Genomic DNA, 26,491 nt, shown 5'->3' with positions numbered 1-26,491 from the left:
CACGCGGCGCTGGTCGTGCAGGCGGCGCCGGTCAGGAGGCGCGGAGACGTGCCAGGCGCCGCAGCTCGAGCACGACGGCATGGGGAAGGACCTGCGGATAGAAGGCCGGCACCACCCGAGGGCCCTGCCAGCCGTCGATGGCAAGGGCCGCGGTCGCGAGCTCGAGATGGTCGAAGTAGCGGGGGTTCAGTCCCCGCAGGGCGCCCGCCCGGGCGCGGACGCCGGGGCGCGGCGTGGGCGGGACGTCGGCGAAGGCGTAGAGGCGATGAATCGCAGTGATCACGCGTTCGTCCTCCAGACCCTGCAGCGACATGGCAAGGGTGCGTCGGTCGAGGTGGAGCCGCAGGGGTGAGACCCCGGCGAAGCCGTCGTCGTGGACCTCGCGCACGACGGCGACCAGGACCTGGTCGATGTCGCCGAAGGTGGTGCGCAGGTAGGTGGCACTGCACCCGCTGGCCGCAGCGACGTCGGCGACGGTGAGCGTGTCGAGCCGGCGGCGCTGGGACAGCTGGAGGACGGCGTTGACGAGAGGACGTTCGTCGCGTAGGCGTGCGTCGTTGGTGCGCTGGGCGGGCCGGACGTCGAGCGGACGCAGGAGGGGCAGGTTGCCGTAGCCACTGAGATGGGTGGCGATGGCGGACCACTGCGCGTCGCTCAGATCGTAGGCACCCTGGTAGCTGCCGAGCCACAGCGCCTCACCTGCGAGCGAAGCAACCCACAGCCGAGGGCCGACCGCCTCTGATTCCGGTGCGCCATCCTGCCCGCCGTCGCCTGAGGTCGTCGCCAAGTCCCTCAGCGCACGCCGGACCTGTCGGCGCAGGCGTTCGGCCGCGAGGAACGAGAAGGGGAAGATCGGCACGTCCGTACTCCTGTCCAAAGGCGCTTGCGAGATTCCTGCGTGCTCGCCGGGGCTTTCGGTCACCCCGGGGCCTAGTGCGAAGCGCCGGTGATGCTGGTACCCCTGGGGGTCATGAGGAACACGAGTGCGGCGACGGCGAGCATGATCGCGCCGCCGGCGAGGCTGGCGACCTGCATGGAGTGGGTGAACGCCGCGCTGGCAGCGGTCGCGAGCTCGGGCAGGGCCAGCTGGTCGGAGATGGCGACGGCGGCACCGAGGGATTCCTCGGCCTGAGCGGCCAGGGCGGGATCGACGGCCCGTAGCGCGGGATCGACAGCGAACTGGGAGCGGTAGATCAGCGCGGAGATGCTGCCGAGGATGGCAACTCCGAGCACGGCGCCGAGCTCGTACGACGTCTCCTCGAGCGCGCCGGCGTTGCCGGCTTTCTCCTCGGGAGAGCCGAGCATGATCATGGCCGATCCGATGGCCAGCGAGCCGGTGCCGGCACCGACGAGAACAAGCACGGTGAGCACGCGGGGCAGGTCGAGGTCGCCACCCGGGCCGACCCCCAGGAGGAGCATGCCGGCACCGGCGAGGGCGAGACCGGTGGCGAGCACGGCCCTGGCACCGAAGACCCTGGACAGCGGGGGCGCCGCGATGGCGGCGACGGCGGCGGCGAGGGCCTCGGGCGTCAGCAGCAGGCCCGCCTGGACCGGGGAGACGCCGCGCACCAGCTGGAGCCACTGCGCGAGCAGGAGCAGTGCAGCCACCATCGAGAAGGTCGTACCGAGGGCGGCGACCATCCCGGCAGAGAACGTACGGTCGCGGAACAACCGCAGCTCCAGCAGCGGGTGCTTGCTGCGCACGCTGCGGACCGCGAACCAGGTGAGCGCCACGGCGGCCACCGCGAGGGCGGCCCAAGCCTCGGGAAGGGCCGGCGTGGCCTCCTTCCCGAACTGTTTGATGCCCCAGACCAGCGCGGTCATCCCGACCAGGGACAGCACGGCAGCCAGGGCGTCCCAGCGCCCGGTGGCACGCACCCGTGACTCGGGCAGGATGGCCAGGCCCGCGGCGAGGGCGATCGCGATCAGGGGCAGGTTGATCAGGAACGCCGCGTGCCAGGAGAAGTGCTCGAGCAGCACGCCACCCACCAGCGGCCCGACGGCGGCCCCGAGCCCGGACACCGCGGCCCAGACGCTCAGCGCCCTGGCACGTTCGGCCGGGTCGGTGAAGATGACACGGATCAGCGACAGCGTGGTGGGCATGATCATCGCGCCGCCCAGACCGAGCAGCGCTCGGATCGCGATGACCGCCTCCGCGGTGGTCGTGAACACCACCATCAGCGACGCGACCCCGAAGATCCCATAGCCCAGCAACAACATCCGCTTGCGACCCCAGCGGTCACCGATCGTCGCGAACGACACCAGCAGGCCGGCCAGCACCAGCGAGTACACGTCCACGATCCACAGCTGCTGGTCCGACGTCGGGTGCAGCTCCGCTGCCATCTCGGGCAGCGCGATGTTCAGGATCGTCATGTCCATCGTGAGCATCAGCAGGCTCGCGCTCAGCACCACGACGGCCGTCCACCGCCGCCGGGACGACATACCTGCCGCGGGGGACAGACTGGTTTCCTGGCCCGTCTTCGTCATGGGTTCTCCACATCGTCCGGCTTCGGGGATTCCCCCCGAGCATCTGATACTGTACTGACCTGTCAGTACAGTTGCAATCTGGCAGGGGCCTGGCCGACAGGCCGCCAAGGAACGGAGAGCCACCATGAACAGGGACCAGACCGCCGCACGCACCGCCCGGACGGCGGACGTCGTCGTCGTCGGAGCCGGCCTCGCAGGACTCACCGCGGCCGACGAGCTCAGCCGGGCCTGCCGCGACGTCGTCGTGCTGGAGGGCCGCGACCGCGTCGGGGGCCGGATCCGTCAGGCCGAGGTGGCCGGCGTGTCGGTCGACGCCGGAGCCACCTGGGTGGCACCGGGTCACACCGCCGTCCGCGACCTTGCCACCCGGCTCGGCTGCGAGCTCGTGCCCCAGTTCCACCAGGGCAAGGGCGTCATCTCCTTCGGCGGGCGCCGCAGGGTCGAGAGCGTCACCGCCCTCGCGCCCTGGGTGATGCTCGACCTCGCGCGCATCATGAACACGCTGCAGAAGATGGTCGACGACCTGCCCGTCTCGGAACCCTGGCACCACCCGGATGCCGCACGCCTGGACTCGATGTCGTTCGGCGAGTGGCTCACCTCGAAGCGCGCGCTGAGGAACACCAGGAAGTTCATGACGATGTTCAGCCTGGTGCACTGGGGCGCACCTGTCGGAGACGTCTCACTGTTCAACGTGATGCGCTACATCAAGAGCCTGGGCGGCATCGAGCACATGCTCTCCGTCGAGGGCGGCGACCAGCAGGACCGGATGCTGGGCACGACCCACACCCTGGTCAGCGGGCTCGCTGACACCCTCGGGTCCCGGGTGCTCCTCGGCTCACCCGTCGAGCGCATCACCACCGCCGGGAGCCACGTCATCGTCGAGACCGCCACCCACGCCGTCGACGCCCGCTACGTCATCGTCACCGCTTCCCCGACTCATCGCTCGACCATCGAGTTCGCCCCCACCCTGCCGGACCAGCACTACGGGCTCGCCCGCGCCTGGCGGCTCGGCGCGCTCAGCAAGGCGTTCGTCGCCTATGACCGCCCCTTCTGGCGCCACGAGGGCCTCTCGGGAGAGGGGATGTCGGACGGCGACACCGCCTTCCTCACGTTCGACGTCAGCCCCGACCCTGACGGCCCCGGCATCCTCATGGTCTTCTGCGACGGCCGCGGCTTTGACACCTACGACCAGGGCGAACGCCGCCGCCGCGTGGTCGAGCATCTCGTCCACCTCTTCGGACAGCACGCCGGCCACGTCACCGACTACACGGACTTCTCCTGGGGCAACGACACCTTCGCACCTGGCGGCCCGAACCCCGCCCTCGCACCAAGGACCTGGACCACATTCGGCCCCGCCCTGCGCGAGCCGGTCGGACGCATCCACTGGGCCGGCACCGAGACCGCCGACGAAACCTCCGGCACCATGAACGGCGCCATCCTCTCGGGCCGGCGAGCCGCCACCGAGGTGGCCGTCCGGCTCGACGCAGACAGATGAGAGGACGCCCGCACGCCGCCGTTCCATAGGCTTTCGGCACCCGGCTCGAGTGGTTCCCAGACCGTCGCGAGGTGTCGGAATCGATCACGCACGTGATGCCGCGTACGCGGCTCCGACCACCCCTGCACGATTCCTGAGGACTGCCGGCACGATCGGTGTCCGGAGGTCCAGCAGCGGGAGAAAGTGGGGCGCCTGCTCCGAGATTGCCCCGCCGACGACGAACAGGTCCGGTGAGAACAGCTTCTCGACGTGCGAGTAGTAGAGCTGCAGGCGGGCCGCCCATTGCGCCCAGGTCAGGTTCTCCACGTTCTTCTGCCGTGCCGACGCGCGTGTCTCGGCGTCGTACGAGTCGATCTCCAGGTGCCCCAGCTCGACGTTGGGCACGAGTCTGCCGTCCACCACGACACCTGAGCCGATCCCCGTCCCCAGGGTCGTGACGATCACTGTCCCGGACACGCCCTTGGCGGCGCCGAAGCGCACCTCCCCGAGGGCCGCGGCGTCGGCGTCGTTCACGGCCACCACGGGCTGCCCAAGGCGGGCTTCCACAAGGGTAGGTACGTCGACGCCGGCCCACCCCTGGTCGAGGTTGGCCATGAAGGGGACGACGCCGTGCACCACGGGGGCGGGGACGGACAGGCCCACGGGCGTCGCTCTGGTCACTCCGTGCAGGTCGAGCAGCCGGCCGACGGCCGCGATGACGGCGTCCGGCGTGGACGGCACCGGGGTCGTGACGTGCGACAGCTTGTGCTGCACCTCGCCCGATCCGAGGTCGACCCGACCTGCCTTGATCGCCGAGCCGCCGATATCGATCCCGAATGCCAGGTCAGGCATGATGTCGTCCTTTCTGCTGTTCACCGTCCGAGCCGCTCAGCTCTTGCCCACTTGTGGTGACCTCAACGCATCCGTGTCGAACTTGATGCCCGGAGCGTCCCGCCGGCGCGCTACGCCCGTTCCATCGCGACGACGTCGGGGTGGTGCAGGTCGAACGCCGGCGACTCCGAGCGGATGCGCGGGAGCGACGCGAAGTTGTGCCGCGGCGGCGGGCAGGACGTGGCCCACTCCAGGGAACGGCCGTACCCCCACGGGTCGTCGACCATGACCTTCGGTGCCCTGCGGGCAGTCACGTACACGTTCCAGAAGAACGGCAGCATCGAGACCGCAAGGATGAACGCGCCGGTCGTGGAGACCTGGTTCTGCCAGGTAAAGCCCTCGTCCGGCATGTAGTCCGCGTACCTGCGCGGCATTCCTGCCGCGCCCAGCCAGTGCTGGACGAGAAACGTGGTGTGGAAGCCGACGAACAGCACCCAGAAGTGGATCTTGCCCCAGCGCTCCGACAGCATGCGGCCGGTCATCTTGGGCCACCAGAAGTAGAACCCGGCGAACATCGCGAACACCACGGTGCCGAACAGAACGTAGTGGAAGTGGGCCACGACGAAGTAGGAGTCGGAGAGCTGGAAGTCCAGAGCCGGGCTGGCGAGGATCACGCCCGTGAGCCCGCCGAAGAGGAACGTGACGAGGAACCCGATGGCGAAGAGCATCGGCGTCTCGAACGTGAGTTTCCCTCGCCACAGCGTGCCGATCCAGTTGAAGAACTTCACACCTGTCGGCACCGCGATGAGCATGGTGGTGAAGGCGAAGAACGGGAGGACGACGGCGCCCGTGACGTACATGTGGTGGGCCCATACCGTCATCGAGAGAGCGCCGATGGCAATGGTTGCGTAGACCAGGCCCGTGTAGCCGAACAGTGGCTTACGACTGAACACCGGCAGCACCTCGGACACGATCCCGAAGAACGGGACAGCCATGATGTACACCTCAGGGTGACCGAAGAACCAGAACAGGTGCTGCCACAGAATCGCGCCACCGTTCTCCGGGTTGAAGATCTGCGCTCCGAGCCGGCGGTCGGCGCCCAGCGCGAAGAGGGCGGCAGCCAGCGGCGGGAACGCCATGATGATCAGCAGACTGGTGATCAACGTGTTCCAGGTGAAGATCGGCATCCGGAACATGGTCATGCCGGGGGCGCGCATGGTGATGATGGTGGTGATGAAGTTGACCGCACCGAGGATCGTGCCGAACCCACCGAGTGCCAGGCCGAAGGCCCAGAGATCGCCGCCGAGACCTGGACTGTAGGTCGTGGTCGAGAGCGGGGTATAGGCGAACCACCCGAACGACGCAGCGCCCTGTGGCGTGAGGAACCCTGCCCCCGCGATGATCCCGCCGAACAGGAACATCCAGAAGGAGAACATGTTCAGCCGCGGGAACGCGACGTCGGGCGCGCCGATCTGGAGCGGCATGATCACGTTGGCGAACCCCGCGAACAGCGGTGTGGCGAACAACAGCGCCATGATCGTGCCGTGCATCGTGAAGAGCTGGTTGTACTGCTCCTTGCTCTGCACGATCTGGATGCCCGGCTCGAACAGCTCGGCGCGCATGGTCAGCGCCATCAGGCCGCCGATGCAGAACCAGAGGAATGAGGTGATCAGGTAGAGGTACCCGATCGTCTTGTGGTCGGTGGAGGTGATCCACTTGATGATCGTCCGGCCGAGCGCCTGTCGCTCTGGGGCCAGGCCGGGCACGACATCTTGGTGGTGCACTGTGATGCTCTCGGTCATCTGTACTCAGCCTCCTGGGCCCTCTGGTTCGTGGTGCGGTCTCCGGAGGCCGGCTGCTCCGGCGGGCCGGTGCCCGTGGAGATCGGCACTCGCTCGAGCTCAGCCGGTCGCGGGTGTTCAGAGGCGCCAGTCGTCGTTGTCGAGGACGACGTGGATCGCCGCCTCCTCCGCGGAGGCACCTGCACCGTCGATCCCGACGTCGGTGGCCCGCAGGTCGGAGGACAGGTCGGTGTCGTCCTGCTCGGCCCAGACCAGACGGCCGGCCCTCAGGGTGCCGACCTGGTCGTCGATGAGTTCGCCATCTGTGTCGGAGGTGTCTCCCAGGCCGTCGCCCAGGTAGCGGTCCGCCTGTTCGGGGACTTCCCGGGCGAGCCGCATCGCCAGTGGCTCGTGCTCGCCGACCTCCTGGGGCGTGAATCCCCACCCGTAGGCGAGCGGCTTGTCGAGCGGGGAATACCCGGCGCCGTCCTCGTCCCCGCCGAGCTCCTCGTCGTCCAGGCTCTCGTCCGGTGGCAGCAGACCGAACACGTCCTGCTCGGTGCCGTAGTCGTCGAGCTCACCACTCATGTCGCCTTACCTCCTGGTGTTATGGGGCCTCCACCAGCGCCGTCCTGGTTCGTCGCAGGCCCGGGGTGCTGTGAACCGCAGTGGGTCCCGCCCCGTCGCTACACCGTTCGTGGACACCTGGCCGCAGGTTCTTTCGTGTGAACGCGTACGCCACGACTGGTCACGAAAGATGCACCCCACGCGGGCTACCAACGGTGGGTCAAGCGGTCCGATGACGAAGGGACACTGCATGACCGTCACCAGGGGCTTCCAAGGACGGCGTGACCGGCGCACCGTCGATCTCCCCCCGGGGCAACACCTCGCCGCCGGGTTTCCGGTCCTGAGCACGGGGCCGGCCCACAACGAGCCGACCAGCTCATGGGCCTTCTCCATCGGCTCCCCGAGGGGTGGTACCCGCACCTGGAGCTGGGCGCAGATGATGCAGCTCCCCACGGACAGGATCACCGCGGACATCCATTGCGTGACCCGCTGGTCCATGCTGGGCACGACGTGGACGGGCATCAGCCTTGATGTCCTGTTCGAGGACGTAGACGTCCAGTACCCGTATGCCCTGGTGCACTCCTACGGCGGGTACACGACCAATCTGCCCATGGTGGACCTGGTAGGCGGTAAGGCGTGGATCGCCTTCGAGTTCGATGGCCGTCCACTGACCGCTGAGCACGGCGGCCCGGCGCGTCTCCTCGTGCCCCACCTCTACTTCTGGAAGTCGGCGAAGTGGGTCAAGGGACTGTCACTGTTGACCACCGACCAACCTGGGTTCTGGGAGCGCCACGGCTACCACAACTACGGCGACCCCTGGCGCGAGGAACGGCACGCCGATGACTGACCCGGCCCAGGCGGAAGCGGCGCTTGCCTCGTGGCGTACCGGCAGCCTGATCTCCACGCGACGCCAGTCACGCCATGCGCGAACCCTGACGTTCCGCGTGCCGGGTTGGGCACCACACCTTCCCGGCCAGAACGTCGAGATACGACTCACCGCGCCGGACGGCTATTCCGCACGGCGGCTGTACGCCCTCGCCGAGCCGTACTCCCCCGACCGGGTAGCGATCACCGTCGATCTCCTTCCACGCGGGGAGGTGTCCTCCTACCTGGTCCACACGATGCGACTCGGTGACCAGCTCGACGTCCGCGGACCGCTCGACGCCGGCTTCTCGTGGGATCCCGAGACACATCGCTTGCCCCGTCAGCCCCTGCTGTTGCTCGGCGCCGACACCGGAGTCGTGCCGCTGATGGCCATCCTGCGCGCGCGCAACCGGAGGCGCGACCGCCCGGCGGCGCTCCTGGTGTACTGGGCCCGCGACGCGGCCTCACGCCTCTATCGGACAGACCTCGATGCCCCGGATACGGATGTCGAGGTTCGCATGCGCTATGACGGCCTCGTCCGGGCAGCGCCGGGTTCCACGGTGCGGCAGATAGACCCGGACGATCTACGTGAACCGGCAGCGTGGCAGGGGCGGCCAGACCCCATCGCGTACGTCAGCGGGCCGGACCGCTTCGTGGACGAGATCTCCGCGATGCTGCTCGATCGCGGCTATGGCGACGACCGTGTCAACCTTCAGCGCTTCGGTCTATGACGCCGCGCGGTCCGAGGTGGCGTAGCTCTCGATGTGCGCCAGGGCGACGTCGATCGCGATAGCCATGGGCTCCACGTCTCGGGCCGTCTGTGCCAGGAGGTAGCCGCCCTGGAGCGAGGCGAGGAAGCCGACGGCCAGGCGGGCGGTGTCGGCCGACTCGTTCAGGGCGCCGGCCCGCTGCATGCGCTCGAGGGCCTCGCTGATCAAGCGCTGCCAGGCCCGGAACAGCTGGTCCAGCATGCCGCGGGCGACGACGTCGTGATCGGAGACCTCGCCGGCCAGTGCCCCGAGCGCGCAACCGTACATGCCGTGTCGCAGCGCGTTGGCCTTGACCAGGGAGTCCCGCCAGCGCCGCAGCCCGGCCAGGGTCGAGACCTTGCCCAGCATGTTGGTCTCCCGCGTGATGACGAACTCCCCCACGTGGGTCACCACGGCCCGGACCAGTGCGTTCTTGTCCTCGAAATGCCGGTACAGCTGGGACTTGCTCACGCCGCTGGCGACCATGACATCGTCCAGAGTCGTTCCGCCGACTCCCTGTACGCGCATCAAGTCGGCGGCTGCGGCGACGATTCGGGTCCTCGTCTTCTTCCCCCGTGCCGTCAGCCGGACCGGACTCTGATCCGAGTTCTCGTTCACAGCGACATCGTACCGACGGCGTTACCCAGGCGGCCGGTCGCCGGGGCCGCTCGGCCTGTGCGGTGAGAGCACGGGGGCCAGGGCGATGTCGAGCGCCGCTTCCAGCGACCGGGGATCGTCGGCCAGCCAGCTCAGCGTGGCGCCCCCGTGCAGGGCCGCCAGGATCGCGGTGGCCACGTCCTCCATCCTCGTGATCGAGACAGGGACGGCGGACGACCCGCCCGGCCGGTCCGGCTGATTCGACGTGATCCGTTCGAGCGTGCTGGTGATCAGTGACTGCCAGTCCAGGTGAAACTCTTTCCGCCGGCATGCCTCATGGTCGCGACGAAGGGCCCGTGCATACGGGGACCGACGATCCATGACTTCGCGGATCACACGAGACCGCCATCCGGTGAGGTCCTCAGCGCGACAGACTTCGGCCAGCCAGTGCTTCTCCGCCTCCAGGACTGCCCGAAACGGCTCTGCGGGCTCCTTGTCGTCGGCTCCCGCGGCACCCGTCGCCCGCCCCGACTGACGGCCCGTACTTCCGCTTGTCACCGCACACTCGTCCCCTCGTCCGTTCATCGGCGGCAGCCACCGGCAGGTCCCGCCAGCCTAACTGGACGCAATGGTCCTGTTCAATGGAGGGCAGCAGCACTCGCGCGCGGATTGTCGCGGCAAGCCCGGGAGGGGGTTACCGGGACAGGTATCCGCCGGAGACCAGCTCGGTGCGCAGCTTCTTGCGAGCATCGAACAGGACCTTGTACAGGGCGTTCCGGCTGGAGCCGAGCTCTTCGGCCAGGACATCCATGGGCACCTTGTTGATGACCGTCGCCATGAAGACGGTCCGCTGCCTCTCCGTGAGGCAGCGCTTGATCGCCGCTGAGATCGCATCGACGAACTCTGCCACCTCGACCTCCTGCCCGGGCGGCACCTCGAACCGGGAGGCCATGCGGGACCAGTCCTCATGGTCGTACGGGACATCATGGTGTCGCCAAAAATGCCGGTTCACCTTCGTCGCGACGTCGAAGATCACGAACTTGCACGCCCATGTCGTGAACCTGGACTCACCGCGGAAGGTGTCCAGACGCCGACGGATCGCCATCAGGGCGTCCGCCGCGGCCTGATGAGCGATGTCGTCCAGCTCAGGTCCGTACACCCGTAGAGACGAGGCGCGACGGGCCACCTCGCGCCGGGCGACGCGCTGGAGCAACGAGTAGAGCTCCTCGCAGGCCGCCTCGCACTCAGACCCTGTCGCGCCGAGACCCAGCACCCACCTCTGGTTGTCCTGAGCGATCTGGAGATCCATCGCGTCCCACCCTTCTGGCCGCGCAGGAGGTGAGAGACCAACGCCAGCCATGGCCGTACACGCCTCGAACCGAGGTCGTCGCCACACCGTAAACCGGACCCTAGGGTCCAGACAAGAGGGCTTGTTGTTGACTCCACGTACATCTCTGGACGCTAGAGTCCATTTCTGCCATGAGGCGCCCGGCTTGTCCCGTTCTCGTTCGCGCGGGACGTGCAGCCGGCCTCGTCGGTACCGGGTGCTGCTCGATCCGCAGGGTCGGCAGAGCGCTCGTCACCGGACCAGTCGTCACCGGTAGAGGCCGTCGAACCGGTTGCCGCCGCGGACCTCGGTGAAGCTGATCCCGATGCGGACGTCCTCCTGCACGATCCAGCGCACGACATAGTCGGCGCGGTAGTCCGGCGGCCAGAACGACGAGAACTTGCCGTCGGCCAGGACCTCCCACGTCCCTTCGGTGTGCGTGCCACGCTCGACATATGCGGTTCGGTTCCCGTCCCTGCTGAACGTCTGGCTCGCGCCGTCGGCATACAGAAGGGTTGCTTTGGTCAGTGCGGCCGCCATCTCCTGTGCGGTGATGAGCTCCCCGTCCCGGGGTGCCTGGTGCTGGGTGTGTGGCATGGGACTGTCCTTCGGCTGGTGATGGGTTTCTTGCGGCGGGTCGACGGCGGGTCAGCGTCGCTGCTGTGCTCGGGCGCCGCGCGCAGCCGCGAGACGCTCCTCGACGATGGCCAGCGCAACCTGCCACGACTTCTGGAACTGCCGTACACCGTCCGCGAGCAGGCGTGGCATGACATCGCCGTAGATCTCCTCGAGCGCTTTCCGGGCCTGCATCTCCTCGTGCGCGGAACCCGGCGGGCGGTCGGTGGGGACCTGCGCCGGTGCGGTTGCTGTCGCGGTCAGAGTCTCTGGCGGCATCGTGGCGATCGTGCCGGGCAGGGCCAGCCCCCTGACATAGGTGGACGGGTCGAGAGTGGGGTCCTTGACCCCGGTCGAGGCCCAGAGCAACCGTTGCGGGTTGGCGCCGGCAGCGAGCAGCTCGGCCCAGGTGGCAGTCCTCATCGCCGCGGAGAACGCACGATGAGCGTTGCGCGCGTTCGCGATCCCCGGCAGCACCGAACCTGCAGTCGGCGGAACCTGGTGGGGCGGGCCTGCCGCGGCCAGCGCGGCGTCGACACGTGAGACGAACAGGGACGCTACTGAGTGGATGTCCGTGATCTTGACCCCTGTCGCGCTAGCACGCTGGAGCCCGTGCGCGTAGGCGTCCAGGACCTCGAGGTAGCGGTCGACCGAGAAGATCAATGTTGCGTTGATGTTGTACCCCTCGGCGGTCGCGTCAGCCACGGCTGACACCCCGGCCGAGGTTGCCGGGATCTTGACCATCAGGTTCGGCCGGTCCACGAGCCAGGCCAGTGCGTGAACGTCCGCCAGGGTTGCCTCGGCGTCGTCGGCCAGGCGTGGGTCGACCTCCAGAGAGACCCATCCGTCTCGTCCGTCCGAGCGTTGGTGGACCGCGGTCAGGACGTCGCAGGCGTACCGCGCGTCCTCGGCAGCCAGCAGTCGGGCGGCCTCCTCCGCACCGATGCCTCGGGAAGCCAGATCGCGAAAGCTGACGTCGTACGCGGACGCCTCACCGGCCAGCGACTTGGCGAACAGTGACGGGTTGGTGGTCACGCCGGACACACCCAGCTCGTCGATCAGCGACCGCAGTGTTCCCGAACGCAGTTCCTCACGAGTGACACCGTCCAGCCAGGGCGATACACCAAGATCCCGTAGTCGGCGGAGCAGGTTTGCGGGCATCGGCTCTCCTTCGGGTTCTGTCCCACGGACGGCTGCAACGCGATCCCGGTGCCGAGATCGGCCGGCCATGTTTCGCCGTTAGTCGCGAGTAGGCCGTGCGTCTTACCCGGGGGCGTTCGCGCTCGACACCGGTCGATGAGTTCGGAACGGCAGGTAAGACCAGGTGGGCGGGTGTCGACTCATCTCGTGAAGAGACGAACGCGGCGGGGCACACGTCCTCGACATGCCTCGTCATCGTGCTGACGTGTTGGCCGGTCAGCGTCAACGCGACGAATGAACCACTCGGGTCGGCAGGGGAGACGAATGCTCGATAGCCCAGGCGATTCTGGTCGTGAGCTCTGGGAGATGCTGGACGCTCTCCTCAGGACCGACCCCGACGACCCCGGTTGCAGCATCTGCAGGCTCGATATCGATGTCTATGCCGAGCTCAGCGTCAGGGGTGGTGCTCCAGCCGCTCGCTTTCCAGGCGTCGCAACACACCTGGCTTCCTGTGCGGAGTGCCGCGACGACCTGGACGGGCTGATCGCCGCACTCTCGCGCATCGACTGACACTGCAGGGTCATCGACCAGCCGGCAGCGCAGCCGTCCCCCGCGATTCGTCTCGCAACCACACCACGACACGCCCCGTCCAGGGCACCTAGCTCAGATTGGAGTCGGCATGCCGTTCGCAACCCGCGGATTCTCCGGGCGCAGAGGTCAGGCGGACACCCGCATACCACCCGGACAGACCATGGTCGAGAAGTGGCCCGTGCTCAGCGCCGGGCCTACACCACAGGTCAAGACCGAGGACTGGGAATTCACGGTCCATGACGAGACCGGCACCGATCACCGGTGGAGCTGGGACGAGCTCCTCGCGCTCGGGGTCGAGGACATCACGGTGGACATCCACTGCGTCACCCACTGGTCCAAGCTAGGCATGGCCTGGCGCGGCGTCAGCCTCGACAAGATCCTTCAGGGCGTCACCTCCGAGCACCGGTACCTGATGGCCCACTCCTACGGCGGCTACACCACCAACCTGCCGCTGGAGGACCTGGTGGGCGGCAAGGCATGGATCGCTACCGAGGCCGAGGGCGAGCCCTTGCATCCGGAGCACGGCGGCCCGGCCCGGCTGCTCGTGCCGCACCTGTACTTCTGGAAGAGCGCCAAGTGGGTGCGCGGCTTGACCATGATGCCGGGCAACGACCCGGGGTTCTGGGAACGGTACGGCTACCACATCTACGGCGACCCGTGGAAGGAGCAGCGGTACCGGTGAACACTTCCCCTTCGACAGCCCGGTCCGTCCAGCACCGCATGCGCAGCACCTGGCACACCGCCACAGTCGTCGAGACGCGAGCGGAGACACCCCGCGCCGTCCGCCTGACGTTGGCCGTCCCGACGTGGCCCGGAAGCGAGCCTGGCTCGCACCTGGACGTGCGACTGACCGCCCCGGACGGGTACCAGGCCAGTCGCTCCTACTCCGTCGCGTCTTCGTCCCCGTGGGGGCACGTCGTCCTGGCGATCGACGAGCTGCCCGACGGTGAGGTGTCGCCGTTCCTGGTCAACGAGGCACGGCCCGGTGACACGCTGGAAGTCCACGGACCCTTGGGGTCCTACTTCGTCTGGCGTCCCGGGCAGAGCGACCGTCCGGTCCAGCTCATCGCCGGCGGCTCCGGCCTCGTCCCGCTCTACGCGATGGCTGTGGCACACGACCTGACCGAGGACTCGACACCCTTCCGGCTCCTCTACTCGGTCCGGACGCCCGCCGACGTCTTCTTCGCCGACGAGCTCACCAGCCTCGCCGGACCGTTGCTCCAGGTCACACACGTCTACACGCGTGAAGCACCGACCGGCTGGCCCGGCACCGTGGGGCGCCTCACCCGGGAGTCGCTCGCTGCGTGCACGATCCCGCCCGCCGAACGGCCCCGGATCTACGTCTGCGGGTCCACCGGGTTCGCGGAGACGGTCGCCGCCTGGTTGCTGGAGCTCGGCCATGCCACCACGGACATCCTCACCGAACGATTCGGAGGACTCTGATGCCGAACCACCTGGACGGGAACGCCCTCGCCGGCGTGCTGGCTGAAGTGTTCACCACGGACGTCACCGCGGCGCGAGCCCGATGCAGCAGCTGCGGCCGGACTGCACCCGTCGCCGAGGCGATGGTCTACCCCGACGCCCCCGGCCTCGTCGCACGCTGCGCGTCCTGTGACCACGTGCTGGTCGTCGTGGTCACCGCAGGTGAACGCCTCGTTCTCAGCCTCGCGGGACTGGACGCGATCGACCTACGCGTCTGACGCGTGTCGCCACATCCGCTGTAGCCACGGCTGCGGCACAGCTATCGCAAAGGAGCACACCCATGTCCGACAACGACTTCCTCGCCCAGGCGGCGGCGCGCAGCGCTGAGACCGCCGCCGACCGGAACCGGCTCGAATCCATGATCGGCCGGGCCCCTCGGTCGACCGCGCCGGGCGAGGACACGGCCGGCCCCAGCGACGCCTCCATCCTCAACTTCGCCCTGAATCTCGAGTACCTCGAGGCCGAGTTCTACCTGCGTGCTACGGGCAGCGCACTACCGGACGAGCTCACCACCGGGGTCGGCGCCCGAGGCGAGGTCTCGGGAGGCAAGCCCGTCCCGTTCAAGAACCCGGTCATCCGACGGTTCGCCGAGGAGATCGCCTCCGACGAGCGCCAGCACGTCACCTTCCTCCGTGGCGCGCTGGGTAGCGCCGCCGTGGCCAGGCCCACCATCTCGCTCGACCACAGCTTCACCCAGGCAGCCCGCGCGGCCGGCCTGATCGGCCAGGGCGAGAGCTTCGACGCCTACGCCAACGAGGTGAACTTCCTGTTCGCCGCCTACCTCTTCGAGGACGTCGGCGTCACCGCGTTCAAGGGCGCCGCACCCCTGATCGAGAACAAGACCTACCTCGACGCGGCCGCCGGCCTGCTGGCCACCGAGGCCTATCACGCCGGCATCGTCCGACTGGCGCTGTACAACCAGGGCGTCATCGACGACACCGTCTTCGCCGCCGCACAGAAGATCTCCGACGTGCGCAACGCCGTCGACCACGTCGGCGACGACGACCAGAGCATCGGGACCGCGGACCGCCTCAACCTCGTCCCGACCGACGAGAACGGTGGTGCCTTCGGACGCTCACCCGGGCACATCCTGAACATCGTCTACCTCACCCCGGAACGTGCCGGCAGCGGCGGCTTCTACCCGGACGGACTCAACGGTGATCTCACCGAGAGTGACGACAGCTGACGGCGCGTACGTCACGTCCGACCGAGCTACCTCGTCTCCCTCACGACCATCGACCATGAGGTAACGAAGGAGCACTCAGATGAAAGCCGTCACCGTACGCGACCGCGAGGCTGGGCTCGCGGGGATGACGTTCGGGGAACTGCCCTACCCGCATGCTGCCGAGAACGACGTCGTCGTTCAGGTGCACGCCGCCGGGTTCACGCGCGGCGAGCTGGAGTGGCCCGCTACGTGGACGGATCGCGCCGGTCGCGACCGCACGCCGAGCGTGCCAGGTCACGAGCTGTCCGGCGTCGTGGTCGGCCTGGGGTTCGGTACGACCGGCCTCGGCGTCGGTCAGCGGGTGTTCGGCATGGCCGACTGGGCGCGTGACGGCTCGCTGGCCGAATATGTGGCGGTCGAAGCCAGGAATCTGGCGCCCCTGCCGGCGGATCTGGACCACACGATCGGCGCGGCTCTGCCGATTTCGGGGCTGACCGCGTGGCAGGGGTTGTTCGACCATGGTCGGCTCACGACCGGCCAGACGGTTCTGATCCACGGTGTGACGGGGGCCGTCGGCTCCATGGCGGCGCAGCTCGCCCGAGAGGCCGGAGCGCGGGTGATCGGCACCGGCCGGTCGAGCAGCCGGGATGCCGCGGCCTCCCTCGGGGTCGAGGCCTTCGTCGACCTCGAGAACGAGGAGCTCGAGGACATCGGACCGGTCGACCTTGTGTTCGACGTCATCGGTGGTGAGGTCCTCGACCGGTCCGCCGCGCTCGTGAGCCCTGGGGGAACGCTCGTCTCGGTCGCCGCCCCGCCGAAGGTGCTGCCCACGAACGGGCGGGCGATCTTCTTCGTCGTCGAGCCCGACCGGGCCCGGCTGGCCGATCTCGCGCAACGAGTTCGCGAGGGCCGCATCGCTCCGACCGTCGGCCGCGTCCTACCACTGTCGGACGCCACCGCTGCGTTCCAGCCCACCTCGCCCGCCCGCGGCAGGACGATCATCCGCGTGGCCGAGTGACAGCACGGACCGGTCGGGTCCTCCGTCCGGATGACTCGACCGGCCCCGACGCGGAACGTCGCTGCGGCGAACCTCGAGCGGTCAACCGCGTACGCCGACGACCATCTTTCCGCGGACAGGTTCTGTCGAGTTGAAGGCGGCGACAGCGTCCTGAAGGCTCACGGTCCGCCCGATGTTCGCCCGCAACCGACCGGACTGGATTCGCCGGGCGATCTCGTTCAGCTGTGCACGCTCGGACACCACCACGAAGTCGACGGTCCGCCCGTCCGTCGGTCGCGCCTGAGGGCTGCCCGCGATACTCACCAGAGTCCCCCCGGACCGCACCATACGTGCGGACCGGTCACCGATCTCGCCTCCGAAGACGTCGAACACAAGATCAATCTCGCCGACGTCCTCGAGCGCTTCGTTCCCCAGGTCGACGAACTCGTGCGCACCGAAGTCGATCGCCTCCTGGCGATGTGCGGCACGCCCAGTTCCGATCACGTGCGCACCGCACTCACGTGCCAGCTGGACCGCCATCGACCCCACCGCCCCCGCTGCACCGTGCACGAGGACGCTCTGCCCTGCGGTGAGGCGTCCGTGCTCGAACAGTCCTTGCCAGGCGGTCAGACCTGTCATCGCGACACCCGCGGCCGTCACGAAGTCGATGTCGCCCGGCAAGGGCGCCAGGTTCCGCGCCTCGACCACGACGTATTCGGCAAGAGTCCCGTCCCGGGTCCAGTCGGTCAGCCCGAAGACGCGCTGGCCCACAGACAGGCCCGCGGCTCCGTAACTGAGCGACGTGACCACCCCGGCGACCTCGTGGCCCGGGACGGACGGCGTTCGATCACGGCCGAGACGGTCGACCCAGGTCGAGGGCCACTCGAGCTCGTTGCCGGTAAATCCCGAGGCGCGCACCTCGACAACCACGTCGCCGTAGTTGGCTCCTTCGAGGCCTGCCAGCCTTTCGGCATCCGGGTCGGGCCGATCCACCAGCCGCATTCCGGCTCTGCCTGCGGCGCGATCTGACACCACGATGGCCTTCATGATTCTCTCCTTCTGTCCTGCTCTACCAGGCGATCTTGCACTCGGGCTGGCTCACCAGCGCTGACGCGACCCGTGCCCGCAGGACGGGAAGGACGTCGGTGACGAACCATGGGTTGCGGGCCTGCCAGCGAAAGTTCAGCGGCGAAGGGTGCGCCAGAGGAAACATCGTGGGCAGGTACTCGCGAAAGGAATGGACGGTCTCGGTGAGGTTCCGTTTCGCCCGGCCGGCGAGATAGTGCTGCTGGGCATAGCTCCCGATGAGGATCGTCAGCCCGATCCCGGGCATGAGGTCCAGCAGCGGACGATGCCACCGCGACGCGAAGTCCTTCCTGGGTGGCAGGTCGCCGGTGGCTCCTTTGCCCGGGTAGTAGAAGTCCATCGGCAGCAGGGCGAACAGGGCCGGATCGCGGAACTCGTCCTCGGTCACGTCCAGCCACTCCAGCAGCTTCGCGCCGCTCGCGTCGTACCACGGCACACCACTCTCCTGCGCCAAGCGGCCAGGCGCCTGGCCTACGACCGCGACCCGCGCCTCGGGGCCCGCGGTGTACAGCGGCGCGTATCCGCGCTCCCTGGCCCAGGCATTCGCCGGATCCGCGACGATCGCTGCCCGGATCTCGTCGAAGCCTCCACCCATGGGTTCTGCCGTCACCGCGGGGAGACCTTCACGACACCGGGGTGCTGCGGGTCGACGACATCCTGGTAGTCGGTGTGCTTGTCGATGAAGGTCCGCACGATCGGGCACAGGACTGTGGCCTTCTTTCCCTGTGCACGAAGGTCGTCCAAGACGTGCCGGATCAGCTGGGTAGCAGCGCCCTGGTGACGGAATTGCGGAAGGATCGACACCGCGACGAGCACCACCCGACCGTCGTGGTCCCTGTAGGTCAGCCCGCCGACCTCTTGGTCGGCGACGGTCGCGTCATAGATCCCAGCGGTCTCGTCTTTTGTGATCGTCAGCTCGAGAGACTGGTCATCGTCGCCGGCCACCTCTCCCATCAAGGCTTTCTGGTCGTCATCAGGGACCGGCGTGCCAGAGCTCGTGCCGGCGGCGGTGTGCTGCGGAGCCAGTGTGTTCGGGTCAGGGTCGGTCATGAGGTCTTCCTTTCAAAGGGTGGCCTGCGGCCAGCACGACGGGGTGCGATCGTCGATACGCACACCATCGTTAGTGGCACGCGGGTCCACCATCCATACCGATCAATCGCGCACCTGCGCGCTCCGTGGGCGCTTCACTCCCACCTGAAGCGTCCTGCCAGCCGAACCACCAACTGGACGATAACGTCCAGTTCCCGTACGGTCACGCCAGTTCGTCACACGGCTGCTCGACACCAGGCGGACGGAAGGCCGAACAGATCCAGGAGGAGACATGAGCCATCAGGTCACGATCGACGGAACCACGATCCAGACGGGTCGCTTGCGGTTGCGACCCTGGCGGGCCGACGACGCGGTCGCGGCATTGTCCATCTACGGTGAAGCAGACGTCGCACGTTGGCTGGCACCGGCGATGGGCCGCATCGACGAACCGGGGCAGATGCGCTCGATCGTCGAACGATGGGGCGCCGAACACGACGTCGACACAGGAAGGCCCACCGGGCGGTGGGCGATCGATGACCTGGCCGACGGCGAGCTGATCGGCTCCGGGCAGATCCTCGGTCTGCCTCCAGAGGGCGAGGACCTGGAGCTCGGGTACCAGTTCGCACCCTCTGCATGGGGTCGCGGTCTGGGTTCTGAGGCCGGACATGCCCTTGCCCACTATGCGTTCTCTCACGACGAGGAGGAGGTGTTCGCCGTCGTACGTCCTGGCAACGACCACGGGATCAGGACGGCGCGCGAGATCGGGATGGAGTGGGTCGGCGAGACGACGAAGTACTACGACCTGAAGCTTCAGGTCTTCCGGCTCCGCAGGGGCGACCTCGACGTGCCAAACCCGTGACGGGAACGAGCGTCGTCCTCACCAGGCCCGTGCTGGTGAGGACACGCCCGTTCGCGGGTATCCGACCTATACCGGGATTGCGCCGTCGCCGTGCTCGGCCGCGGTCCGGTCCGGGTAGCCGGGGTGCTTGGGGTCGATGACGTCCGCGTACCGCTCGTCGCCCGCCAGGTAATCGACGACGAACGGGCAGATGGCCGTCACCGTTCCCTGTCGGGAGCGGATCTCGTTCAGAACGGCGTCGACGAGGACGCCGCCGATTCCGTGGCCTCGCTGCGCCTGGTCGACCTCGGTGTGCAGGAGCACGTACCGATTGGGCCTGAGGTGCTTGTACGTCATCCACGCGATCGTCTCGCCGGCTCGCACGAGCTCGAACCGGTCAGCGCCGGCTTGATCGCGAAGCTCGTCCGGTGTGTGCACGTGGTCTGGATCGCTCACAGGAGCTCCTTTTCGTCGTCTCGCTCGGGCCGGTCAGTCGGCTGTCCGGTCCCGCCGGGGAAGTACCCAGCCCGGGCGCGGAAAATGGCAGGTGTAGCCATGGGGGTAGGTGATCAGATAGCCCTGGTGCTCAGGCTCGGCTTCCCAGAACGGGCCGGCGGTCTCCACCGTCGTCACCGCTCGTCCGGGCCACAGGCCCGACGCGTCGACGTCGGCGATCGTGTCGCGTGCGGTCTTCTCCTGCTCGGGGTCGAGCGGGAAGATGGCCGACCGGTAGCTCGCGCCGACGTCGTTGCCTTGCCGATCCAAGGTCGAGGGATCGTGGATCTGGAAGAAGAACTCCAGGATGTCCCGGTAGGACGTCGCGACGGGGTCGAAGATGATCTCGACGGCCTCGGCGTGGCCGGGATGGTTCCGGTAGGTCGCGTGGTCGTTGGTTCCACCGGAGTACCCGACGCGCGTGGCCAGTACCCCCGGCCGGCGACGGATCAGGTCTTCCATGCCCCAGAAGCACCCGCCGGCGAGCACGGCCGTCTCGGTGCCGGGTTTACGGGTGATCTCCCCGGTGTCCTGCGCTCCGCTGGTCATGATGACGTGTCCTCGTCTCCGGTCGCGCGCGGTTCGAACAGCGACACGTATTCGCCGTAGCCCTGCTCCTCCAGGTCCGCGACGGGGACGAAGCGCAGTGCGGCGGAATTCATGCAGTAGCGCTCCCCTCCCCGATCGGCCGGACCGTCGCCGAACAGATGTCCCAGGTGACTGTCGGCCCCGGTGGAGCGCACCTCGGTGCGGACCATCCCGTAGGAGCGGTCGGTCACTGCTCTGACCGTGCCTGCACTGATCGGCTTGGTAAAGCTGGGCCAGCCGGTCCCGCTGTCGTACTTGTCGGTCGAGGAGAAAAGCGGTTGGCCGGAGACCACGTCGACGTAGATCCCGGGTTCGTGGTTGTCCCAGTACTCGTTCCGGAACGCTGGTTCGGTCCCGCCCTCCTGGGTGACGCGGACCTGGGTCTCGGTGAGTCGGCGTAGCGCCTCGGGCGACCTGCTGTACTGGTTCGACATGTCTTCACCTGCCCTGTGCGGCGCGATCGCCCTGCGATGCCAGGTCTTTGCGGACCTCGTCCATGTCGAGGTTCTTGACCATGGCCACCACTTCCGCCAGAGCCTTGGCGGGCAGAGCACCGGCCTGGTTGAAGACCAGGAGGCCGTCACGGAAGGCCATGAGGGTCGGGATCGCGGTGATGTCAGCGGCAGCCGCGGTCCGCTGGGCTTCCTCGGTGTCCAGCTTGCCGTGGACGATGTCGGGGTTGTTCCTGGCGGACTCTTCGAAGACCGGTGCGAACTGCTTGCACGGGCCGCACCACGCCGCCCAGAAGTCAACCAGGACGATGTGGTTGTCCTTGATCGTGCTCGCGAAGGTGTCGTCGGTGAGCTCGATGGTTGTCATGGTCTCTCCCTCTCGTCGAGTGGCCGTGAGCACTCCGGTGATCGGGGTGCGGCGCACTGATGTCTGCGGCTGCCCCCTCACCGGAGCGCCACGCCCCTTGATTCGTGGGTGTCAGCGTTCCTTGCCGTCTTACCGGTGGTGCGAGACCCGATCCCCCAACGGCTGATGGCCCACACGGTTCACCAGCCACGGTGGACGTCGTGGACAAGAATCCACCGCCGCCCGTAAGACGTCGGCGTCCCGCGCGGCTAACCCTGGTGAACCGAAATACGGTGAGAGACAACCACGCGATTCAGGGAGGCGCCCGATGAGAGCCATCGTGGTGACGGACGAGACCGCAGGACTGGCCGGGATGACTCTGGCGGACCGCCCGGAGCCGGAGCCTGCCGGGAACGACGTCGTCGTTCGGGTGCACGCGTCCGGATTCACCCCGGGCGAGCTGACCTGGCCGGGGACCTGGACCGACCGCCTGGGCCGTGACCGCACGCCGTCCGTCCCGGGGCACGAGCTGGCCGGTGTGGTCAGCGCGCTCGGCTACGGCACGAGGGGGCTGACCGTCGGGCAGCGGGTGTTCGGCTTGGCGGACTGGACCCGTGACGGCACGCTCGCGGAGTACGTGGCTGTGGAGGCGCGCAATCTCGCGCCGCTGCCGGGCGACGTCGACTTCACAGTGGGCGCGAGCCTGCCGATCTCGGGCCTGACCGCGTGGCAGGGCCTGTTCGTGCACGGCCACTTCGAGGTGGGGCAGAGCGTTCTGGTCCACGGCACCGCGGGCGGCGTCGGCTCGATCGTGACGCAGCTCGCCCGCGAGGCCGGCGCCTACGTGATCGGCACCGGACGCCCGGGCGACCGCGAAGCGGCGCTCGGCTTCGGGGCGCACGAGTTCGTCGACCTCGGCAACGACACGCTGGAGGACGTCGGCGAGGTCGATCTGGTCTTCGACATGATCGGTGGGGACATCCAGAAGCGATCCGCAGCCCTGGTCCGCGCCGGAGGAACGCTCGTCAGCATCGCGGGGCCGCCCGAGGCGCGACCTGCCGACGGCCTGGCCGTCGACTTCGTGGTCGAGCCGGACCGAGCGCAGCTGAGCGAGCTCGTCCAGCGAGTTCGCGACGGGCGTCTGCGCACGAACATCGGTCATGTCGCGGAGCTGGACGACGCGGTCGCCGCACTCAACCCGACCGAGCGGGTCAAGGGCAAGACGATCATCCGCGTTCGCCCGTAGCTGTCGACAAGAACCCATACCGACCCGGGGTGGGTTCACGTACTGGGTCGGCATGCGCTGACGTTCCGAACTCCGCGGTCTCTACGGCGGAACAGACCTTCGCGCGACCGCTCGCTCGACAGGACGCCTACCCGCCCGTGGCGCGGAATTTGTGCGGCACCAAGCCTGTTCGGTTTCTCACCAAGCGGTGAGTCCACTACGGATCGTCCGGCACGTACCTGCCGGTGGAGGGATGTTTTCTCATGGCTACGGTCACTTTCGACCACGCGACGCGCGTCTACCCGGGCACCGAGGTTCCGGCGGTCAACGAGTTCACCTTGGAGGTCGAGGACGGGGAGTTCCTCGTCCTGGTGGGGCCTTCGGGTAGTGGCAAGTCCACCGCTCTTCGGATGCTGGCAGGTCTGGAGGACGTCAACGGCGGGCACATCTTCATCGGTGACCGCGACGTCACCGACGTGCAGCCCAAGGACCGCGACATCGCGATGGTCTTCCAGAACTACGCGCTCTACCCGCACATGTCGGTGGCGGACAACATGGGCTTCGCCCTGAAGATCGCCGGCACCCCGAAGGCCGAGATCCGCCAGCGGGTCGAGGAGGCCGCGAAGATCCTCGACCTCACCGAGTACCTCGACCGCAAGCCGAAGGCCCTCTCCGGTGGTCAGCGTCAGCGCGTCGCCATGGGCCGCGCCATCGTGCGTCAGCCGCAGGTGTTCCTCATGGACGAGCCGCTGTCGAACCTCGACGCCAAGCTCCGCGTCCAGACCCGCACCCAGATCGCGTCGCTGCAGCGCCGCCTGGGCGTCACCACGGTCTACGTCACCCACGACCAGACCGAGGCCCTGACCATGGGCGACCGCATCGCGGTCCTCAACGGCGGCATCCTGCAGCAGGTCGGCACCCCGCGCGAGATGTACGACCGGCCGAGCAACGTCTTCGTCGCCGGCTTCATCGGCTCCCCCGCCATGAACATCGGCACGTTCGACGTCAAGGAGGGCAACGTCAAGGTCGGCTCGGCCAGCGTGCCCCTGGAGCGCTCGATCGCCTCCACCATCAGCGAGGCCGACAACGGCAAGGTCACCCTGGGCTTCCGCCCCGAGGCCCTCGACGTCGTCCCGTCCGGCACCTCCGGCTCGTTCGAGGTCGAGGTCAACCTGGTCGAGGAGCTCGGCTCCGACGCCTTCGTCTACGGCTCGCTCAAGGGCGACGCCGCCGACGTCGACCTCTCCGCCGGCGACACCAACCAGGTCATCGTGCGCATCGACCCGCGCGGTGTGCCGGACAAGGGCGACGTCATCTCCGTCGCCATCCAGGCCGGCCACTCGCACGTGTTCTCCGCCACCACGGGCGAGCGCCTCGGCTGAACCGACGCCTGACGGCAGGCCCGGCCACACAGGCCAGAGCCAGCACGACGCCGGCCTTGCCTCGGCCGGACCTGACCGGCCGAGGCACCCAGGCGCACCTGCCGAGGACGGGTTCACGCAACCTCACATCTCCCGAACAGTCGCGGTCTGTGCCCTGGGTACGAGTTCTCGGTCGAGCCGGCAGGCGCGCCTCGATCGACTCATGATGACCCTGTGGAACCGTCGGCAGGCTTCCGCGTGCGCTGGTAGTGGCGTCTGGCCTTGAACCGGTTGCCGCAGAGCGCCATCGAGCACCATCGAGCAGTGTTCGCGTTGCTCCGGTCGTGCAGGAAGCGGCAGCACGCGGGATTCGCGCATGGCCGGATCCGGCCGGGGGCGCGCTCGTCGATCGCGGCCCAGGCGAGCAGCACCCGTGCCGCGAGCCTCTCGTCGGCAGGTGCCTGCAGCTCCCAGGTGAGGGCGCCTGCATGGAACGAGGGTCGCAGCGCGATCCGCTCGACATGCTCCTCGAGCAGCTGCGCGTCGCCCGCTCCGCGGATGACGTCCTGGAGCGCCGCGCGAACGCGTCGAAGTCGCGCGATCTCGCCGCTGCTGCCAGCCCCGCCGTGCGCTGCGGCCCAGGCCAAGGCCGAATCGGGGTCGGCAAGTTCGTCGGTGCTCTCGCCGTCGACGACGGGCGTCGTGTTCAGCAGCTCCAGCAGCAGCTCTTCGTCCTCGCGTGTCACGACCTTCATGACTAACCCCTTCAATCGTTGTTGACAGGTTAGCACCCGCAGTGCTCTCATAACCGGACAACACCGATCGAGAGGGTTAGCATCATGGTCGCCATCCAGCACAGGTTCACCGATGTCGACGGACACAGGGTCTTCTACCGCGAGGCCGGTCCCACCGACGCACCCACCATCGTGCTGCTGCACGGCTACCCCACCAGCTCGCACATGTTCCGTGCCCTCATCCCCCTGCTCGCCGAGGACTACCACGTGGTGGCGCCCGACCATCTCGGGTTCGGGCTGTCAGACGCGCCCGGCATCGACGAGTTCGACTACAGCTTCGACGCCCTTGCACGGATCACCTCCCGGCTGCTGTCCGGCCTGGGCATCAACCAGTACGCGATCTACGTCCAGGACTACGGCGCTCCGATCGGGTGGCGCCTCGCGCTGGCGAACCCGTCCGCGATCACGGCGATCATCAGCCAGAACGGCAATGCATATGAGGAGGGCTTCGTCGAGAGCTTCTGGACCGGCGTCTGGGCTTACGCGAAGGACCAGAACGAGGACACCGAGCCCGCGGTCCGCTTCGCGCTGACGCGCGAGGCCATCAGGTGGCAGTACCTACACGGCGTCTCCGAGCCCACCCTGGTTGACCCCGGCACATGGGAGCACGACCTCGCTCTGGTCTCCCGCCCTGGCAACGACCTGGTCCAGCTCCAGCTGTTCGCCGACTACGCGACCAACCCACCCCTGTACCCCGCGGTGCACGAGTACTTCCGCACCTCCCAGGTGCCACTGCTGGCCGTCTGGGGAGAGCGCGACGAGATCTTCGGGCCCGACGGCGCCAAGGCATTCGCCAAGGACCTGCCCGACGCCCGGATCGACCTGCTGCCCGGCGGGCACTTCCTTCTCGAGTCCCACCTCGACGAGGTCACCGCACTGATCCGCGACTTTCTCGCGACGACCCTCACCCGCTGAACAAGCGGCTCCGCGTGAGGCGGATCCTCCTGGGTCCACGTAGCCGGTCACGGAGCGGCGGACCCGTCCAGGCCCGAGCACCCTCCGGTCCGGCTCCGGCCCGGCCGAGTTCCCGGCACTGGTCAGGATCTCAGGGACGTCGGTCCTGGGCGCTTCCATCCTTCGTTGGAGGCCGCGCCGGCCTGCGTGAATGGACCGGCCGGCTGTGGCACTGGCCACTCGAGTCCACTTCCGCCCGTCGGTCCCGAAGGAAAACAGCAGGTCAGGTGGCATTCCCCGGTTCAGGGAACTGCCACCTGACCTCATCGATCCTCAGACGTTGAACCCGAGCATCCGCAGCTGCTCCTTGCCGTCGTCCGTGATCTTCTCCGGACCCCACGGCGGCATCCAGACCCAGTTCACGCGGAACCCGTCCACGAGACCTTCGAGCGCCTGCGCGCTCTGGTCCTCGATGACGTCGGTCAGCGGGCAGGCCGCCGACGTGAGCGTCATGTCGATGGTCGCGTGGTTGTTCTGGTCCACCTGGATGCCGTAGATCAGGCCCAGGTCCACGACGTTGATGCCCAGCTCGGGGTCGATCACGTCGCGCATGGCCTCCTCGACGTCCACCACGGTGGTGGGCGACGGGCCAACGCCCTCCGCCGGAGCGGCCGGGGCGTCCTGCCCGACGTCGGTGCTCGCCTCAGTCATCGGTC

The 26,491-nt window shown here is 68.1% G+C and carries 31 protein-coding genes; 12 read left to right on the top strand and 19 right to left on the bottom strand.

Features of this window, described 5'->3' with window-relative positions; translation table 11 throughout:
• Positions 1-31 precede the first annotated feature (31 nt).
• Both ACH47X_RS20060 and ACH47X_RS20055 read right to left on the bottom strand, forming a co-directional pair.
• Positions 32-859, bottom strand: a complete 828-nt coding sequence (locus ACH47X_RS20060; RefSeq protein WP_397406287.1) for a hypothetical protein — start codon at positions 857-859, stop codon at positions 32-34.
• Positions 860-930: 71 nt separating this feature from the next.
• Entirely contained in the window at positions 931-2,487 is a 1,557-nt protein-coding gene (locus ACH47X_RS20055; protein ID WP_397406286.1) for an MFS transporter, read from the bottom strand.
• A gap of 124 nt (positions 2,488-2,611) precedes the next feature.
• On the opposite strand from ACH47X_RS20055, the gene ACH47X_RS20050 reads away from it, so the two are divergent.
• Positions 2,612-3,982 carry a flavin monoamine oxidase family protein gene (locus ACH47X_RS20050; RefSeq protein ID WP_397406285.1) on the top strand — a complete coding sequence of 457 codons (1,371 nt, stop codon included), beginning with the start codon at positions 2,612-2,614 and terminating at the stop codon, positions 3,980-3,982.
• Positions 3,983-4,066: 84 nt separating this feature from the next.
• On the opposite strand, the gene ppgK is transcribed toward ACH47X_RS20050, so the two are convergent.
• The 3 genes from ppgK to ACH47X_RS20035 form a co-directional block, all read right to left on the bottom strand.
• Positions 4,067-4,813 (bottom strand): polyphosphate--glucose phosphotransferase, encoded by a 747-nt coding sequence (gene ppgK / locus ACH47X_RS20045; protein ID WP_397406284.1) that lies wholly within the window; start codon positions 4,811-4,813, stop codon positions 4,067-4,069.
• Between the two features lie 110 nt (positions 4,814-4,923).
• Entirely contained in the window at positions 4,924-6,594 is a 1,671-nt protein-coding gene (gene ctaD / locus ACH47X_RS20040; RefSeq protein WP_397406283.1) for an aa3-type cytochrome oxidase subunit I, read from the bottom strand.
• A 117-nt stretch (positions 6,595-6,711) separates the two neighbouring features.
• Positions 6,712-7,161 carry a DUF5709 domain-containing protein gene (locus ACH47X_RS20035; protein ID WP_397406282.1) on the bottom strand — a complete coding sequence of 150 codons (450 nt, stop codon included), beginning with the start codon at positions 7,159-7,161 and terminating at the stop codon, positions 6,712-6,714.
• Between the two features lie 229 nt (positions 7,162-7,390).
• On the opposite strand from ACH47X_RS20035, the gene ACH47X_RS20030 reads away from it, so the two are divergent.
• Positions 7,391-7,987 (top strand): molybdopterin-dependent oxidoreductase, encoded by a 597-nt coding sequence (locus ACH47X_RS20030; RefSeq protein ID WP_397406281.1) that lies wholly within the window; start codon positions 7,391-7,393, stop codon positions 7,985-7,987.
• The gene (locus ACH47X_RS20025; protein ID WP_397406280.1) at positions 7,980-8,735 is read left to right on the top strand and encodes an FAD-binding oxidoreductase; all 756 of its coding nucleotides are present in this window, start codon (positions 7,980-7,982) and stop codon (positions 8,733-8,735) included. The genes ACH47X_RS20030 and ACH47X_RS20025 overlap by 8 nt, the downstream gene beginning before the upstream one ends.
• On the opposite strand, the gene ACH47X_RS20020 is transcribed toward ACH47X_RS20025, so the two are convergent.
• The 5 genes from ACH47X_RS20020 to tal all read right to left on the bottom strand — a co-directional run bounded on the left by ACH47X_RS20020 (position 8,730) and on the right by tal (position 12,453).
• Complete coding sequence (locus ACH47X_RS20020) at positions 8,730-9,371, bottom strand: TetR/AcrR family transcriptional regulator (RefSeq protein ID WP_397406279.1); 642 nt, start codon at positions 9,369-9,371, stop codon at positions 8,730-8,732. The two genes, ACH47X_RS20025 and ACH47X_RS20020, sit on opposite strands and share 6 nt — an antisense overlap.
• A 21-nt stretch (positions 9,372-9,392) precedes the next feature.
• A complete protein-coding gene (locus ACH47X_RS20015; RefSeq protein ID WP_397406278.1) occupies positions 9,393-9,548 on the bottom strand; it encodes a hypothetical protein in 156 nt (51 codons plus the stop codon).
• Positions 9,549-10,044: 496 nt separating this feature from the next.
• Positions 10,045-10,659, bottom strand: coding sequence for a sigma-70 family RNA polymerase sigma factor (locus ACH47X_RS20010; RefSeq protein ID WP_397406277.1), 615 nt, complete (start codon positions 10,657-10,659; stop codon positions 10,045-10,047).
• Between the two features lie 285 nt (positions 10,660-10,944).
• Positions 10,945-11,274 (bottom strand): hypothetical protein, encoded by a 330-nt coding sequence (locus ACH47X_RS20005; protein WP_397406276.1) that lies wholly within the window; start codon positions 11,272-11,274, stop codon positions 10,945-10,947.
• 51 nt (positions 11,275-11,325) lie between these two features.
• The gene (gene tal, locus ACH47X_RS20000; protein WP_397406275.1) at positions 11,326-12,453 is read right to left on the bottom strand and encodes a transaldolase; all 1,128 of its coding nucleotides are present in this window, start codon (positions 12,451-12,453) and stop codon (positions 11,326-11,328) included.
• A gap of 658 nt (positions 12,454-13,111) precedes the next feature.
• Here tal and ACH47X_RS19995 point away from each other — a divergent pair.
• The 5 genes from ACH47X_RS19995 to ACH47X_RS19975 all read left to right on the top strand — a co-directional run bounded on the left by ACH47X_RS19995 (position 13,112) and on the right by ACH47X_RS19975 (position 16,688).
• Positions 13,112-13,705: a molybdopterin-dependent oxidoreductase gene (locus tag ACH47X_RS19995; RefSeq protein WP_397406274.1), complete on the top strand. Its 594-nt coding sequence runs from the start codon at positions 13,112-13,114 to the stop codon at positions 13,703-13,705.
• Positions 13,702-14,466 (top strand): FAD-binding oxidoreductase, encoded by a 765-nt coding sequence (locus tag ACH47X_RS19990; RefSeq protein ID WP_397406273.1) that lies wholly within the window; start codon positions 13,702-13,704, stop codon positions 14,464-14,466. Before ACH47X_RS19995 ends, ACH47X_RS19990 begins: the two co-directional genes overlap by 4 nt.
• Positions 14,466-14,723 carry a DUF6510 family protein gene (locus tag ACH47X_RS19985; protein ID WP_397406272.1) on the top strand — a complete coding sequence of 86 codons (258 nt, stop codon included), beginning with the start codon at positions 14,466-14,468 and terminating at the stop codon, positions 14,721-14,723. The genes ACH47X_RS19990 and ACH47X_RS19985 overlap by 1 nt, the downstream gene beginning before the upstream one ends.
• A 62-nt stretch (positions 14,724-14,785) precedes the next feature.
• Positions 14,786-15,691: a ferritin-like domain-containing protein gene (locus ACH47X_RS19980; RefSeq protein WP_397406271.1), complete on the top strand. Its 906-nt coding sequence runs from the start codon at positions 14,786-14,788 to the stop codon at positions 15,689-15,691.
• 79 nt (positions 15,692-15,770) lie between these two features.
• The gene (locus ACH47X_RS19975) at positions 15,771-16,688 is read left to right on the top strand and encodes an NADP-dependent oxidoreductase (protein WP_397406270.1); all 918 of its coding nucleotides are present in this window, start codon (positions 15,771-15,773) and stop codon (positions 16,686-16,688) included.
• An 81-nt stretch (positions 16,689-16,769) separates the two neighbouring features.
• Here the strand turns inward: ACH47X_RS19975 and ACH47X_RS19970 are convergent, their stop codons facing one another.
• From ACH47X_RS19970 to ACH47X_RS19960, 3 genes are read right to left on the bottom strand one after another with little or no spacing between them, the layout of a single operon-like run.
• The gene (locus ACH47X_RS19970; RefSeq protein ID WP_397406269.1) at positions 16,770-17,714 is read right to left on the bottom strand and encodes an NADP-dependent oxidoreductase; all 945 of its coding nucleotides are present in this window, start codon (positions 17,712-17,714) and stop codon (positions 16,770-16,772) included.
• A gap of 22 nt (positions 17,715-17,736) precedes the next feature.
• Positions 17,737-18,363 carry a uracil-DNA glycosylase family protein gene (locus ACH47X_RS19965; RefSeq protein ID WP_397406268.1) on the bottom strand — a complete coding sequence of 209 codons (627 nt, stop codon included), beginning with the start codon at positions 18,361-18,363 and terminating at the stop codon, positions 17,737-17,739.
• Complete coding sequence (locus ACH47X_RS19960; RefSeq protein WP_397406267.1) at positions 18,360-18,803, bottom strand: GNAT family N-acetyltransferase; 444 nt, start codon at positions 18,801-18,803, stop codon at positions 18,360-18,362. Before ACH47X_RS19960 ends, ACH47X_RS19965 begins: the two co-directional genes overlap by 4 nt.
• Positions 18,804-19,074: 271 nt before the next feature.
• On the opposite strand from ACH47X_RS19960, the gene ACH47X_RS19955 reads away from it, so the two are divergent.
• Complete coding sequence (locus ACH47X_RS19955) at positions 19,075-19,641, top strand: GNAT family N-acetyltransferase (protein ID WP_397406266.1); 567 nt, start codon at positions 19,075-19,077, stop codon at positions 19,639-19,641.
• A 66-nt stretch (positions 19,642-19,707) separates the two neighbouring features.
• Here ACH47X_RS19955 and ACH47X_RS19950 read toward each other — a convergent pair whose 3' ends face one another.
• Genes ACH47X_RS19950 through trxA form a run of 4 tightly spaced genes read right to left on the bottom strand, consistent with a single transcriptional unit; the run spans position 19,708 to position 21,522 of the window.
• A complete protein-coding gene (locus ACH47X_RS19950) occupies positions 19,708-20,076 on the bottom strand; it encodes a GNAT family N-acetyltransferase (RefSeq protein WP_397406265.1) in 369 nt (122 codons plus the stop codon).
• Positions 20,077-20,109: 33 nt separating this feature from the next.
• Positions 20,110-20,664, bottom strand: coding sequence for a peptide-methionine (S)-S-oxide reductase MsrA (gene msrA / locus ACH47X_RS19945; protein ID WP_397406264.1), 555 nt, complete (start codon positions 20,662-20,664; stop codon positions 20,110-20,112).
• Positions 20,661-21,137: a peptide-methionine (R)-S-oxide reductase MsrB gene (msrB, locus tag ACH47X_RS19940; RefSeq protein ID WP_397406263.1), complete on the bottom strand. Its 477-nt coding sequence runs from the start codon at positions 21,135-21,137 to the stop codon at positions 20,661-20,663. Before msrB ends, msrA begins: the two co-directional genes overlap by 4 nt.
• A gap of 4 nt (positions 21,138-21,141) precedes the next feature.
• The gene (gene trxA, locus ACH47X_RS19935) at positions 21,142-21,522 is read right to left on the bottom strand and encodes a thioredoxin (RefSeq protein ID WP_397406262.1); all 381 of its coding nucleotides are present in this window, start codon (positions 21,520-21,522) and stop codon (positions 21,142-21,144) included.
• A 307-nt stretch (positions 21,523-21,829) separates the two neighbouring features.
• Here trxA and ACH47X_RS19930 point away from each other — a divergent pair, with 307 nt between their 5' ends.
• Together ACH47X_RS19930 and ACH47X_RS19925 are read left to right on the top strand one after the other, a co-directional pair.
• Positions 21,830-22,747 carry an NADP-dependent oxidoreductase gene (locus ACH47X_RS19930; protein WP_397406261.1) on the top strand — a complete coding sequence of 306 codons (918 nt, stop codon included), beginning with the start codon at positions 21,830-21,832 and terminating at the stop codon, positions 22,745-22,747.
• Between the two features lie 242 nt (positions 22,748-22,989).
• Positions 22,990-24,108: an ABC transporter ATP-binding protein gene (locus ACH47X_RS19925; protein WP_397406260.1), complete on the top strand. Its 1,119-nt coding sequence runs from the start codon at positions 22,990-22,992 to the stop codon at positions 24,106-24,108.
• Between the two features lie 200 nt (positions 24,109-24,308).
• Here the strand turns inward: ACH47X_RS19925 and ACH47X_RS19920 are convergent, their stop codons facing one another.
• Positions 24,309-24,842 (bottom strand): CGNR zinc finger domain-containing protein, encoded by a 534-nt coding sequence (locus tag ACH47X_RS19920; protein WP_397406259.1) that lies wholly within the window; start codon positions 24,840-24,842, stop codon positions 24,309-24,311.
• Positions 24,843-24,926: 84 nt separating this feature from the next.
• Here ACH47X_RS19920 and ACH47X_RS19915 point away from each other — a divergent pair, with 84 nt between their 5' ends.
• Positions 24,927-25,796, top strand: coding sequence for an alpha/beta fold hydrolase (locus ACH47X_RS19915; RefSeq protein WP_397406258.1), 870 nt, complete (start codon positions 24,927-24,929; stop codon positions 25,794-25,796).
• 312 nt (positions 25,797-26,108) lie between these two features.
• Here the strand turns inward: ACH47X_RS19915 and ACH47X_RS19910 are convergent, their stop codons facing one another.
• Positions 26,109-26,486 carry a metal-sulfur cluster assembly factor gene (locus ACH47X_RS19910; RefSeq protein WP_020012947.1) on the bottom strand — a complete coding sequence of 126 codons (378 nt, stop codon included), beginning with the start codon at positions 26,484-26,486 and terminating at the stop codon, positions 26,109-26,111.
• Positions 26,487-26,491 lie beyond the last annotated feature (5 nt).

The sequence above is a fragment of the Promicromonospora kroppenstedtii genome (genome assembly GCF_044389675.1).
Classification (GTDB): Bacteria; Actinomycetota; Actinomycetes; order Actinomycetales; family Cellulomonadaceae; genus Promicromonospora; species Promicromonospora kroppenstedtii.
The sequence above is the reverse complement of the archived record's forward strand: the minus strand, read 5'-3'. Positions and strand labels throughout refer to the sequence as shown.

Coding starts and splice junctions, on each gene's coding strand:
- ACH47X_RS20010 (WP_397406277.1), bottom strand. CDS start 10,659: ATGGATCTCCAGATCGCTCAGGACAACCAGAGGTGGGTGCTGGGTCTC.
- ACH47X_RS20005 (WP_397406276.1), bottom strand. CDS start 11,274: ATGCCACACACCCAGCACCAGGCACCCCGGGACGGGGAGCTCATCACC.
- ACH47X_RS19995 (WP_397406274.1), top strand. CDS start 13,112: ATGCCGTTCGCAACCCGCGGATTCTCCGGGCGCAGAGGTCAGGCGGAC.
- tal (WP_397406275.1), bottom strand. CDS start 12,453: ATGCCCGCAAACCTGCTCCGCCGACTACGGGATCTTGGTGTATCGCCC.
- ACH47X_RS19910 (WP_020012947.1), bottom strand. CDS start 26,486: ATGACTGAGGCGAGCACCGACGTCGGGCAGGACGCCCCGGCCGCTCCG.
- msrB (WP_397406263.1), bottom strand. CDS start 21,137: ATGTCGAACCAGTACAGCAGGTCGCCCGAGGCGCTACGCCGACTCACC.
- ACH47X_RS19930 (WP_397406261.1), top strand. CDS start 21,830: ATGAGAGCCATCGTGGTGACGGACGAGACCGCAGGACTGGCCGGGATG.
- ACH47X_RS19985 (WP_397406272.1), top strand. CDS start 14,466: ATGCCGAACCACCTGGACGGGAACGCCCTCGCCGGCGTGCTGGCTGAA.
- msrA (WP_397406264.1), bottom strand. CDS start 20,664: ATGACCAGCGGAGCGCAGGACACCGGGGAGATCACCCGTAAACCCGGC.
- ACH47X_RS20030 (WP_397406281.1), top strand. CDS start 7,391: ATGACCGTCACCAGGGGCTTCCAAGGACGGCGTGACCGGCGCACCGTC.
- trxA (WP_397406262.1), bottom strand. CDS start 21,522: ATGACAACCATCGAGCTCACCGACGACACCTTCGCGAGCACGATCAAG.
- ACH47X_RS19960 (WP_397406267.1), bottom strand. CDS start 18,803: ATGACCGACCCTGACCCGAACACACTGGCTCCGCAGCACACCGCCGCC.
- ACH47X_RS19915 (WP_397406258.1), top strand. CDS start 24,927: ATGGTCGCCATCCAGCACAGGTTCACCGATGTCGACGGACACAGGGTC.
- ACH47X_RS19955 (WP_397406266.1), top strand. CDS start 19,075: ATGAGCCATCAGGTCACGATCGACGGAACCACGATCCAGACGGGTCGC.
- ACH47X_RS19920 (WP_397406259.1), bottom strand. CDS start 24,842: ATGAAGGTCGTGACACGCGAGGACGAAGAGCTGCTGCTGGAGCTGCTG.
- ACH47X_RS19925 (WP_397406260.1), top strand. CDS start 22,990: ATGGCTACGGTCACTTTCGACCACGCGACGCGCGTCTACCCGGGCACC.
- ACH47X_RS19980 (WP_397406271.1), top strand. CDS start 14,786: ATGTCCGACAACGACTTCCTCGCCCAGGCGGCGGCGCGCAGCGCTGAG.
- ppgK (WP_397406284.1), bottom strand. CDS start 4,813: ATGCCTGACCTGGCATTCGGGATCGATATCGGCGGCTCGGCGATCAAG.
- ACH47X_RS20025 (WP_397406280.1), top strand. CDS start 7,980: ATGACTGACCCGGCCCAGGCGGAAGCGGCGCTTGCCTCGTGGCGTACC.
- ACH47X_RS20050 (WP_397406285.1), top strand. CDS start 2,612: ATGAACAGGGACCAGACCGCCGCACGCACCGCCCGGACGGCGGACGTC.
- ACH47X_RS20055 (WP_397406286.1), bottom strand. CDS start 2,487: ATGACGAAGACGGGCCAGGAAACCAGTCTGTCCCCCGCGGCAGGTATG.
- ACH47X_RS19970 (WP_397406269.1), bottom strand. CDS start 17,714: ATGAAGGCCATCGTGGTGTCAGATCGCGCCGCAGGCAGAGCCGGAATG.
- ACH47X_RS20035 (WP_397406282.1), bottom strand. CDS start 7,161: ATGAGTGGTGAGCTCGACGACTACGGCACCGAGCAGGACGTGTTCGGT.
- ACH47X_RS19975 (WP_397406270.1), top strand. CDS start 15,771: ATGAAAGCCGTCACCGTACGCGACCGCGAGGCTGGGCTCGCGGGGATG.
- ctaD (WP_397406283.1), bottom strand. CDS start 6,594: ATGACCGAGAGCATCACAGTGCACCACCAAGATGTCGTGCCCGGCCTG.